General features: G+C 57.7%; 10 protein-coding genes and 1 tRNA gene. 6 read left to right on the top strand and 5 right to left on the bottom strand.

Translation table 11 applies throughout. The features are described from left to right. Window positions 1-170 precede the first annotated feature (170 nt). Both G5149_RS07640 and G5149_RS07645 read left to right on the top strand, forming a co-directional pair. Window positions 171-247 (top strand) — tRNA-Asp (locus tag G5149_RS07640). Between the two features lie 560 nt (window positions 248-807). Continuing rightward, window positions 808-2,760, top strand: a complete 1,953-nt coding sequence (locus G5149_RS07645) for a ligand-gated channel protein (protein WP_216979697.1) — start codon at window positions 808-810, stop codon at window positions 2,758-2,760. Between the two features lie 67 nt (window positions 2,761-2,827). Here the strand turns inward: G5149_RS07645 and G5149_RS07650 are convergent, their stop codons facing one another. The 3 genes from G5149_RS07650 to G5149_RS07660 form a co-directional block, all read right to left on the bottom strand. Beyond that, window positions 2,828-4,216 carry a diguanylate cyclase domain-containing protein gene (locus G5149_RS07650; RefSeq protein ID WP_421212188.1) on the bottom strand — a complete coding sequence of 463 codons (1,389 nt, stop codon included), beginning with the start codon at window positions 4,214-4,216 and terminating at the stop codon, window positions 2,828-2,830. 139 nt (window positions 4,217-4,355) lie between these two features. Further along, complete coding sequence (locus G5149_RS07655) at window positions 4,356-5,720, bottom strand: ATP-binding protein (protein WP_005342707.1); 1,365 nt, start codon at window positions 5,718-5,720, stop codon at window positions 4,356-4,358. Window positions 5,721-5,753: 33 nt separating this feature from the next. Then, a complete protein-coding gene (locus G5149_RS07660; protein WP_005342708.1) occupies window positions 5,754-6,476 on the bottom strand; it encodes a response regulator in 723 nt (240 codons plus the stop codon). 199 nt (window positions 6,477-6,675) lie between these two features. Between G5149_RS07660 and G5149_RS07665 the strand changes: the two genes are divergently transcribed. Then, entirely contained in the window at window positions 6,676-7,026 is a 351-nt protein-coding gene (locus G5149_RS07665) for a hypothetical protein (RefSeq protein ID WP_421212189.1), read from the top strand. 191 nt (window positions 7,027-7,217) lie between these two features. On the opposite strand, the gene G5149_RS07670 is transcribed toward G5149_RS07665, so the two are convergent. Both G5149_RS07670 and G5149_RS07675 read right to left on the bottom strand, forming a co-directional pair. Then, window positions 7,218-7,637, bottom strand: coding sequence for a hypothetical protein (locus G5149_RS07670; RefSeq protein ID WP_216979692.1), 420 nt, complete (start codon window positions 7,635-7,637; stop codon window positions 7,218-7,220). Window positions 7,638-7,736: 99 nt separating this feature from the next. Further along, window positions 7,737-8,651, bottom strand: a complete 915-nt coding sequence (locus G5149_RS07675) for a LysR family transcriptional regulator (protein ID WP_005342714.1) — start codon at window positions 8,649-8,651, stop codon at window positions 7,737-7,739. 256 nt (window positions 8,652-8,907) lie between these two features. On the opposite strand from G5149_RS07675, the gene G5149_RS07680 reads away from it, so the two are divergent. The 3 genes from G5149_RS07680 to G5149_RS07690 are packed head-to-tail and all read left to right on the top strand — an operon-like array spanning window position 8,908 to window position 10,389. Further along, entirely contained in the window at window positions 8,908-9,240 is a 333-nt protein-coding gene (locus tag G5149_RS07680) for a hypothetical protein (protein WP_216979691.1), read from the top strand. A gap of 30 nt (window positions 9,241-9,270) precedes the next feature. Beyond that, entirely contained in the window at window positions 9,271-9,957 is a 687-nt protein-coding gene (locus G5149_RS07685) for a pirin family protein (protein WP_058053590.1), read from the top strand. Window positions 9,958-9,996: 39 nt separating this feature from the next. Further along, window positions 9,997-10,389: a DoxX family protein gene (locus tag G5149_RS07690; RefSeq protein ID WP_005342720.1), complete on the top strand. Its 393-nt coding sequence runs from the start codon at window positions 9,997-9,999 to the stop codon at window positions 10,387-10,389. Window positions 10,390-10,571: the final 182 nt, after the last annotated feature.

Here is a 10,571-nt window from a genome sequence, read left to right on the forward strand (position 1 = left end):
GAACTCAGAAGTGAAACGCGGTAGCGCCGATGGTAGTGTGGCATTCGCCATGCGAGAGTAGGACACTGCCAGGCACCTAATTAAACAGCGATGTGAAGAATCACGACGCTGGCTGCGAGGATGACACCTCATAGAAGCGGCACATGATTTAGCGAAAGCTAACCGAATGCGGAGCGGTAGTTCAGTCGGTTAGAATACCGGCCTGTCACGCCGGGGGTCGCGGGTTCGAGTCCCGTCCGCTCCGCCACTAATTTGAAGGCCTTCCCGATTGGGAAGGCCTTTTTGCTATGGGCGGTTTGCTCATAAGAGCCACAGATTTGCACACCAGAGCCAACACAAGCCCAGTCTGACGACAGGGCTTTGGTGTTTTTAGCCTGCTGGTGAGCTGCCGACATCCCACTGCGATGACACTACCTTCCCCTGTTGACGTTCTTGTTACTGTTTCCACTTCTTTATCGCGGCACATCCATCTTGGCCATAGAGCTTGATGATTAAATCAGGCCATCTTGCAACGGTACGTCATCGCTTCCACTTGTTTGTCTAATCCCTTTGTTTGTTTATGGATTTACTCCATTAAAACAGTTTCTTATCAAGAGTGAGCTGTTCTGCGGCAGGAATATTACATGAATCAAATGATAATGATTATTGTTTGAATGATCGTGGCAGGGTCGTTACAATGCGGGCTGATTAATAAAGTGCTTTTCAAATGAGCCTTTTCTAATGCTGCGCCTGGCCGGATGCCGAGCGTTGTAATGCGTGAAGTAAGGGAATACGTCACCTTCCTACAAAAAATGTTCAGGCTAAAACATGATAACAGTGAAACCAAACAAGCTTGCCTTGCTGATCTGCTCCCTTCTTGCGACTCAAGCCTATGCTGCCGAGCAGGAGGTGATGGTCGTCACCGCCTCTGGCTTTCAGCAGAAGATCGAAGATTCTGCAGCCTCCATCTCTGTGATTACCCGCGAGCAGCTGGAGAAGCGGGCATATCGGGATGTAACCGATGCCTTGAAGGATGTGCCAGGTGTGGTAGTGACTGGCGGTGGCAGCAGCAGCGATATCAGTATTCGCGGTATGGGCTCGAAATACACCCTTATGCTGGTTGATGGTAAAAAGGTGGATAGCCGTGGTACCCGGCCCAATAGCGATGGACCCGGTATCGAGCAAGGCTGGTTGCCACCGCTACAGGCGATCGAGCGGATTGAGGTCGTCCGTGGGCCCATGTCATCCCGTTATGGCTCAGATGCCATGGGTGGGGTGATCAACGTGATTACCCGCAAGACCACCGGTCTGGCCTGGCAGGGCTCGGTTCATGCTGATTCGACCTTCCAGGAAAACAAGGATGCCGGCAACAGCTTCCAGACTGATGCCTATACCGCAGGCTCACTGATCGATGGTGTGTTGGGGCTGCGCTTCAATGGACAGCTCGCTCATCGTGGTGAAGACAAATTTACCCAGGGCTTTGCCGAGCAGGAGACTCGCAGTGGCACGGCCGTGCTCAGTTTCAAGCCTGATGACCATAACCGCTTCGATCTGGAAGTCAGTCGCAGCCTGCAGGATCGGGATCGTACTGCCGGCAATTCGCTGGATGCCAAGGCGAAAGATAGCCTCAACCGCTACGAGCGCACCAACTACGCGCTAACCCATGACGGTCAATATGAGTTCGGCTCTTCCAGCAGCTATCTGCAGCAGGAGACCAACACCAACCCAGGCCGCAGGATGGAGCTCACCAACACCATCGCCGATACTCACACCCAGTTCATATTGGGGGATCACTACCTGAGTGTCGGTGGTCAGTATCGCTATGAGGATCTACACGATCAGGGCAATACCCTGAAAGTGGCCAATCCTGCCGAGCAGCTGACCCGCTGGAGCTGGGCGATGTTTGTCGAGGATGAGTGGTCACTTACTGACAGCTTTGCCCTGACCGGTGGCGCCCGCATGGATCGGGATCAGAACTACGGCACTCACTGGAGCCCGCGCCTCTATGGCGTCTGGCATCTGGATCAGAGCTGGACCCTGAAAGGGGGCGTCTCGACCGGTTATCGCTCCCCTGACTTGCGGATGTCAGCGGCCAACTGGGGTCAGGTCACCGGTGGTGGCAGCCTGGATGGCATGCTGGTTGGCAACCCGGATCTCAAACCCGAGACCAGCGTGAGTGAAGAGATCGGTCTGCTGTGGAACGGTCATCAGGGCTTCAATGCCGGGATTACCCTGTTCAACACCGACTTCAAGAACAAGATCTCAGAAGTGCGCCGCTGTACTGACAAGAAGCAGCCTGCCTGTACGCTCAATGGTCACAGCTATGATTTCATCAGCGATCGGGTCAACGTCGACAAGGCGAACATGCGTGGGGTCGAGGGGATGATGGATTGGGCCATCAATGAGGATTGGTCGGTCAGCTCTAGCTACACATTCACTCAATCCGAGCAGAAGAGCGGCCCGCTGGCAGGCCATGCCCTCAACCAGATGCCCCGCCATATGTTCAACGGCAGTGTCGATTGGCAGACCACCGAGGATCTCAACCTCTGGTCACGGGTCAACTTCCGTGGCGAGACCTCCGAATACCTGAGCCGTGTGAAGATGGCGGATGGGACTCCTTCCTACACCTTCTTTGACATGGGGCTGGTCTACAAGGCCAACAAGCATCTGGATCTGACCGCCGGGGTCTATAACCTGTTCGACAAGACGGTGGATTACAGCAGTTATGGCACAGTGCTGGATGGTCGCCGCTACAACCTGGGTGTGACCTACAACTTCTGATAGGCATAACATTACACGGCCGCCATCATCCGATGGCGGCCGTTTTTATTGCGCTTCCGTCAGGGGGCTATGCCTGATAGGGGGCTGCTTGCCAGGTATTGCGCCCCAGTCCCTTGGCCTGATACATGAGGGCGTCAGCCTGCCGTAGTAGCTGCTCGGCATCGACCTCTCTCTTTGCCGCAACCCAGACTGCCCCGGTGCTGATGGAGAGGGTCACCTCGCCGCTGCTGGTGTGCAGGGTTTGCCGGTTGCTCTCCAGGCAAATGCGCTCGGCCCACTCTTCTGTCTCTGCCAATGTGGCCAGCGGCAGCAGCAGGCAAAACTCCTCGCCCCCGATGCGGGCCAGCAGAGCCTCTTCGGGCAACAGATTCGTCACAGTAGTGGCCAGCTTTTCCAGCAACAGATCTCCGATGCCATGACCAAAGCGGTCATTGGTCTCCTTGAAGTGATCCACATCGAATAGCAGCAGGGCACTGGCCATGCCGCTTGCCAGCCGTTGCTCCATGGCGGGCATGAATACCCGTCGATTAAGTAGCCCAGTCAGAGGATCGGTACTGGCCAGTTTCTCCAGTCTTGCGTTTGCACGGCTCAGCTCGGCGGTACGGCTCGCGACTGCGCGCCTCAGCTGTATTATGTAAGCTGCCAGAATCCCCCCTCCTGCCAGCAACAGCCAGGGACCAAGGTGGATGGGGTAGACGGTCTCGACATGCATCCATTTGCGGATGATCCGCTCCCGATCGCTCTCTTTGATCTTGGCGAATCCCTCTTCCAGCCGGTTTAACAGGGCAAGGTCGCCCTTTTTCACCGCAAAGCGGATCTGGTCGGTATAGAGGTGGCGAACCGGAATAAAGCGGGTGGGATCGTCGGAGGTATAGATGTAGAAGTTGGCGACCTGCAGATCGGCGATAAAGGCCTTTATGTCGCCCCGAAAGGCCGCCGCCAGCAGGGTATCATTGTCATCAAAGGTCTGCAGTCTGGTTCCGGGAAAGTAGCGTCTGGCGTAATACTCTTCGTAGCCACCGGCTACCACACCGACTGTTTCATGGAGCAGGTAGTAATGGACATCGGTGCCGCGCAGTTCGCTCGAGAAGAAGAGCTGTGAGTCGAGCTGGGCGAGAGGCAGGCCATAGTCGAACTGCTTGTCCCGCTCCGGTGACCAGAGCAGCCCGGCGTGAACGTCGGTTTTCCCCTTCTGGAGCAAGTCGAGAGAACCCTGCCAGTCGACCAGCCGGAACTCGATCTTCTGGCCGGTGACCCTGGCATATTCACGCCACAAATCGATCAGCAAACCATCCGGCTGACCCGACTCATTGATATAGGAGAAGGGCTGCCAGGCTTTGGAGTTGGTAATGATGATCGGCTCTTCCTGTGCGTTGGCACAGGCTTGAGGGGCAAGTGCGAGCAGCAGGAGCCCCCATCCGATACTGATCAAGACTCCTGTCCTGGAATAAGCCATCCTTGCTCCACTCCGTTGCCAAATACCGTGCGTGGTCATCAATTATCTCCGCCTTCATCATAGAAGAACAGGGGTCAGGATGATGAAGTTTGCACACAGAGAGGCCAGGCGCAGCAGGGCAAACAAATAGAGTAATGACTTACAAAGGCAGGCTTATTCGTGCCTCCAGCCCACCTTGTGGCCGATTGAGCAGGGTCAGTTCGCCGCCGTGCTGATGGACCAGGGTACGGGCAATGGAGAGCCCGAGCCCCACGCTGCCGGACTCGGTGTTGCGGGCTTCGTCTAGCCGTACGAAGGGTTTGAACACATCTTCCAGCCGCGCAGGATCGATTCCCGGCCCGTTGTCACAGACCCGGATCAACAGCTCTTCCTTGCAGCGCTCCAGCGACACTTCGGCGCTGCCGGCATATTTGATGGCGTTGCCGATCAGGTTCTGCAATACCCGGCGCAAGGTGTTGGCTCTGCATGCGTAAACCTCTTTGCCCTCCGCCAGACAGGTGACCGGCTGACCCGTGTCGGCATAGTCATCGCAGAGGCTGACCAGCAGACTGACCAGATCAAGTTCGCGGGTGGCCTCCTGCAGCCCCTCCTCGCGGGCAAAGCTGAGGGTTGCCGCCAGCATTTGTTCCATCTGTTGCAGGGTCTGCTGGATGCGGAGCTTGTCCTCGCCATCGGCCAGAAATTCGGTACGCAGCCGCAGGCTGGTGATGGGGGTGCGCAGGTCGTGTGAGATAGCCGCCAGCATCCGGGTTCTGTCCTGCACGAAGCGGTCGAGCCGGGTGTGCATCCGGTTGAAGGCCTGGATCGACTCGCGTATCTCAATCGGCCCCACCTCCTGAAGTGGCTCTATATCCTCGCCCCGGCCCAGTCGCTCGGCATTGCCTGCCAACTGTTTGAGCGGTCGGGTGGCGCGGCGGAACAGCAACACCATCAGCCCGATAACCAGACTGGCAACCAGCATCAGGTTGAGGGTGGTTTGCCACGACCAGCTGCCCACCTCCTTGTCGACCAGTGAGCTGAACTGTAGCCAGCCACCCTGCGGTAGTTCGATGGAACCATAGAGTCGCATGTCGCGTGAAGGTGGTGGTGGCCCCTTGCGATCCCGCATCATTCTTGCGTGATGTTCCCACGCCTTGCTGCGTTGGGCATCTTCTTTCAGCTCGGCGCTGATCTCGATGGTAAGGCCTTGCGGGTAGCCGAGCCGTGAGCGTACCAGCTGTTCGAAACGGGGGCTGCGGTTGTCCGGTTGCAACGGTTCGTCGGAGAGGCGCAGTAGCAGGGTTTCGCTGCGGCTCGCCTTGAGGATCTCGTCATAGAGGGAGGGAGGGGAGAGGGAGAGCAGCCTGACCACCGAGATGATCCGCTGCATGGCGTTGCGGCTGTTGACGAAACCGAGCGCCTCCTCCCGATCAGAACGGTAGATCTGGATGCTGAGCAGCTGGATCAGGATCAGCCCCGCCAGCGCCACCAGAATGATCTGGCCTGTCAGCCCTTTGGGCCACATTTGTGCCCACAGTCGTTTCAAAAAGGCCACCGCTTATGCCTGCGTCACGTCGGCGGAGAACATATAGCCGCCGCCCCAGATGGTCTTGATCAGCTCCGGATTCTTGGGATCTCGTTCCAGCTTGCGGCGCAGGCGGCTCACCAGGGTATCGATGGCGCGATCGAAGGCCACCGCCTCGCGGCCACGGGCCAGGTCCAGCAGTTGATCCCGGCTCAATACCCGCTGCGGGCGTTCGAGAAACACCTTGAGCAGATCAAACTCGGCGGTGGAGAGGCTGAGTCCCACCCCATCCTCATCCACCAGCTCCCGGCGATTGACGTCGAGTAGCCAGCGATCGAAGCGCAGATCCCGGGTCAGGGTTTCGGCGGCAGGCTGGGTTTCGGCCTGGGTGCGGCGCATCACCGCCTTGATCCGCGCCAGTAACTCGCGCGGATTGAAAGGCTTGGCCAGATAGTCGTCGGCTCCCATCTCCAGTCCTATGATGCGATCGGTCTCTTCCCCCATGGCGGTGAGCATGATGATGGGCAGGTTCGATTTGACTCTCAGCTCGCGGCAGAGAGTCAGGCCATCTTCACCCGGCATCATCAGATCCAGCACCAGCAGGTCGAACTCCCGCTCCTCCAGCAGTCGCTTCATCTCCTTGCCATCCCGGGCGCAGCTGACCCGCAGGCCGTGCTGTTCCAGAAAGCGCTTCAAGAGATCGCGGATCTCGCTGTGGTCGTCGACCACCAGAATGTGGGTGTTGCCCTGGTTCATGGATACCTCCCCTGCTTGGCGTTGGCCCGAGTATACGAAAATCCGGCCGATGGTTTGTGTCAAAGTGTGCCAGATCCGCACGATGCCACACTCTGCTACAAAAAAGGGCGATGCTGGCAAAGTTCAGACACCGATAGGGTGTTTACTTGAGGGCAAGGCAAGAGCGCCGAACCAGAATCATCCCTACAGGAGATAGACCATGAAAAAGCTGACCAAAACCCTGCTGACTGCCACCCTGATCCTTGGCCTGCCGCTGGGCGCCTATGCAGCCAGTGAAGCTGCCCCCACCGGCCAGCCCGGAGCCATGGTGGACTGCCCGATGGACGGTAGTGGTATGATGGGTGGCAAGCACCATGGTGGTCGCCATGACAAGATGGCCCGCATGCAGAACATGACCCCGGAACAGATCCAGGCCAACCTGCAGCAACGTTATGATCGCATGGAGGATCCTGCCAAGAAGGCGGAGTTCATCAAGAACCTCAACGAGCGTGCCGCCGGCATGACCAAGCACGCCGAAGCGATGAAGCAGTTCGCCGAAGCGAACCAGTAACGCTGCTGCAGTAGCAGACCACATGACAAACCCAAAGGGTGGCCAGGGCCACCCTTTTTGCTCTTGTTGTGTTGAGCGACAGAGCTTGTCTGAATGCAGACAATTGCCAATAAAAGAGGGGGAGCCTGATGCTCCCCCTCTTGCCATCTGTACCGGTGCGGGGTGTCGCCCTACCCACCGGACGAGTGAACTTAGCCCTGAGCCTTGTCGGTCAGGTCTACTTTCTTGACGGTTTCCCCTTCGAACTTGATGACCACGTTTTTCTTGGCGGCGTCGGTATCTTTCAGCAGGGTCTTGGTGGTCTCGGCCAGCATGGGAGACGCCTTGTTCAGGGCATCCAGGTCATAGGTCCACACTTCCAGACCGGCTTCGGTCTTGGTAGAGGCCGGCGCACCCAGCTTATCCTTGACCGCCTGCTTGTTGGAACCACCTTCCTTGATATCCAGTGCCTTCTTGATGGCTTCGTTGGATGCGCTATCCATGGCTCCGGATACGGCGGTGCTGGCCGCATCCTTGACGCTGCTGGTGACGCTGTCGGTCAGCGAGTCCATCAGGCCGGCATTGGCAAACAGGGGCAGGGTGGTGAGGGCAACCAGCAAACTCTTTTTCATTTTCTACAGCTTCCATGGGTTCAATGAGGCGGCTATGAAATCAGCAAAGATATTGGGCGTCAAGTGAGGCATGCAATTAACATTTCTGTTAACTGTCTCTCATTTTTCGCCAGCCATAAACAGTTTTGGTATCTCCCGCACCAACCAGCTTTTGGCCTTACCCATGGTGTCTCGCCGCCAGGCCAGCACTACTTGCAACTGATGGCGATATTCGGGGCTGATCACCTTGAGCCGCCCGGCCCTGATATCTTCGTCAATCCAGCTCTTCGGCATGGTGCCGACCCCGATCCCCGCCAGCAGGGCATCCCGTTTCTCTGCCATGGAACTGACGGTGAGGCGTGGTTGTTTGTCCAGCAGGCGATAGGTGAGCACCGGTTTGCGCAGGGCGGTATCAGCGACCGCAATGGCGCGGTAGCGACGCAGGGTCTCATCTGCCAGCGGTTCCGGCTCCTGGTGGAGGGGATGATCAGGGTGGGCGACATAGAGCATCACCTCCTCTTTCAGCACCTGATGCTTGATGCCGGTCATCATGATGTCCGGGTTGATGGTGGAGATCAGCAGATCGGCACGGCCATCTTCCAGACACTCCCAGCTCCCTGCCAGCACCTCGGCCCGTAGCCGCAGGCGGGTATCGGTCTGTTCGGCCAGTCGCTCAACCAGAGGGAAAAGTGTTTGCAACGGAGTCAGTGCATCAACGGCGACAGTGATGTCGGTCTCCCAGCCACGGGCCAGCGCCCGGGTTTCGCCCACCAGATGTTCGGCTGCTTCCAGCAGCACCCTGCCTCGCTCCAGCAGCATGCGTCCGGCCGGGGTGAACTTGGTGCGGTGCCCGCTGCGGTCAAACAGCATGGCATCCAGTTCGTCCTCCAACTTCTGCACTGTATAGCTGAGCGCTGATGGCACCTTGCCCAGCTCGTCGGCGGCCGCCGCGAAGCTGCCGCGGCGGTCGATGGCGTCCAGTACCCGGATGGCTTCCAGGGTCAGCGCCCGCTCCTTGTTCGATTCCTTGGCCATTATCACCTTCAATTTTTTTGAATATGTTTGCCAGATTATCTCGCTAACAAGTTAGGTCAAGCACGTTTAATATTCAATTATCGCTTGGGCAGGAACGCCGAGCGGCCAAATATGCGGGAAGTTCCGCACTGTGACACACCAATTCGGTCTGTCTGATGTCGGTGAAAGAACAACACACTATTTGAATAACCTCTTGCATGGATGCATTGATTCTGGCCGAAACGGCCTTGGCAATGACATAAAACCAAGAGAGTGAATGAACATGAAAAACGTAATCAAGATGTTGGCCGCTGCAGGCCTGATGACCGCTGGTTTCGCGCAGGCTGCCGTACCGGCAGACTTCAACGCCACTCCGGGCGTGCTGTTTGTGAAGTGGAACGCCACTGCTGCGATGTATGGCAAAAGCAATCCGATGCTGGAAGTGCGTGACGAGTCTGGCGATCTGCTGGCATCAGTCCACGCCAACCTGACCGGTACCCAGCAGGTGCATATCCCGAGCCGTACCCAGGGCAACCTGACTGTCAGCCTGGCTGACCAGAGCAGCGAATACCGTATTCCGTTCGGTATCGGTAGCGGCAAACAGCGTTAATCAACCGTCCCGGTAGATGAGGAGCAGACCATGATGCAATTGAGAGCCGCAGAAGCGCGGGGCAAGGCCAACTTTGGCTGGCTGGACGCGCGCCACAGTTTCTCCTTCGGTCACTACTATGACCCGGAGTGGATGGGGCACTCGGTACTGCGGGTGATCAATCAGGATCTGGTTGCGCCGGGTGGCGGATTTGCCACCCACCCTCACGCCAATATGGAGATCCTCACCTGCGTGCTGCAAGGCACCATAGAGCACAAGGACAGCCTCGGCCATGCCGAGCAGATCCCGGCAGGGGATTTCCAGCTGATGAGCGCAGGCAGCGGGATCCGCCACAGCGAGTACAACCCCTCGCAGACGGATCCTCTCTCCCTGTTGCAGATCTGGATCGAGCCGAACGAGTTTGGCACGCCACCCGGATATCAGCAGAAGAAGATAGAGTCCAGACCGGGCATGACGCTGGTGGCGTCACCGGATGGCGAGGATGGATCGCTGCGGATCCGCCAACAGGCCCGCGTATGGCGGCTGGAACTGGCCCCGGGCGAGACGCTCGAATGGGCTCTGGCTGGCCGACACGGTTACCTGCAGATGATTTCAGGGGAGCTGACCGCCAACGGTCTGGCTGCCCGACCCGGCGACGGGGTGCTCAGTCGTGATGAATACCGGTGGGAGCTGGTTGCGACCAGTGCCACCCAAGCCCTGTTATTTGACCTACCCTGAAGCAGTCAGCGGTGATGTGACACAAACGAGGAAGATGAAATGGACAAGATGAAAGATGTAGCGCTGCTGGCGGGTCGTGTACTGCTGGCGCTGATGTTCGTAATGGCGGGCTGGAGCAAGATCGGCGGCTACGCCGGTACTCAGGGCTATATGGAAGCGATGGGCGTACCGGGCTTTATGTTGCCGCTGGTGATCCTGCTTGAGCTGGGTGGTGGCCTTGCCGTCGTGCTGGGTCTCTTTACCCGCAGCCTCTCCGTGCTGCTGGCCGGTTTCACCCTGATGGCTGCCTTTATTTTCCACTATCAGCCTGCCGAACAGATGCAGATGCTGATGTTTATGAAGAACGTCTCAGTGGCCGGAGGTTTCCTGGCGCTGGCGGCGGCCGGAGCAGGGGCTTTCAGTCTGGATGCCCGTCTCGGCAAAAACTGGTAACAGCCACTCAGTTTGAGTTTTCCAAGCCTTTTGGCCGGTGCAACTGCACCGGCTTTTTTCTGTCTGCGAGATAGTACTGCACAAATCTGCGGCGTCCCTCATGGTTCAGCGGTTTACCCGCCTGCTGGCCACAAGTGCCTTTTGCATCTTATCCCCCGATCCCCGACAATTCTCTCTCTTGT

This window comes from Aeromonas sp. 600479 (assembly GCF_049175515.1).
Classification (GTDB): domain Bacteria; phylum Pseudomonadota; class Gammaproteobacteria; order Enterobacterales; family Aeromonadaceae; genus Aeromonas; species Aeromonas veronii_A.

Bases quoted from the DNA above. Each gene is read 5' to 3' on its own strand.
- G5149_RS07680 (WP_216979691.1), top strand. From the start codon at position 8,908: ATGAACATGAAAAACGTAATCAAGATGTTGGCCGCTGCAGGCCTGATG.
- G5149_RS07650 (WP_421212188.1), bottom strand. From the start codon at position 4,216: ATGGCTTATTCCAGGACAGGAGTCTTGATCAGTATCGGATGGGGGCTC.
- G5149_RS07660 (WP_005342708.1), bottom strand. From the start codon at position 6,476: ATGAACCAGGGCAACACCCACATTCTGGTGGTCGACGACCACAGCGAG.
- G5149_RS07675 (WP_005342714.1), bottom strand. From the start codon at position 8,651: ATGGCCAAGGAATCGAACAAGGAGCGGGCGCTGACCCTGGAAGCCATC.
- G5149_RS07690 (WP_005342720.1), top strand. From the start codon at position 9,997: ATGGACAAGATGAAAGATGTAGCGCTGCTGGCGGGTCGTGTACTGCTG.
- G5149_RS07670 (WP_216979692.1), bottom strand. From the start codon at position 7,637: ATGAAAAAGAGTTTGCTGGTTGCCCTCACCACCCTGCCCCTGTTTGCC.
- G5149_RS07645 (WP_216979697.1), top strand. From the start codon at position 808: ATGATAACAGTGAAACCAAACAAGCTTGCCTTGCTGATCTGCTCCCTT.
- G5149_RS07685 (WP_058053590.1), top strand. From the start codon at position 9,271: ATGATGCAATTGAGAGCCGCAGAAGCGCGGGGCAAGGCCAACTTTGGC.
- G5149_RS07665 (WP_421212189.1), top strand. From the start codon at position 6,676: ATGAAAAAGCTGACCAAAACCCTGCTGACTGCCACCCTGATCCTTGGC.
- G5149_RS07655 (WP_005342707.1), bottom strand. From the start codon at position 5,720: ATGTGGCCCAAAGGGCTGACAGGCCAGATCATTCTGGTGGCGCTGGCG.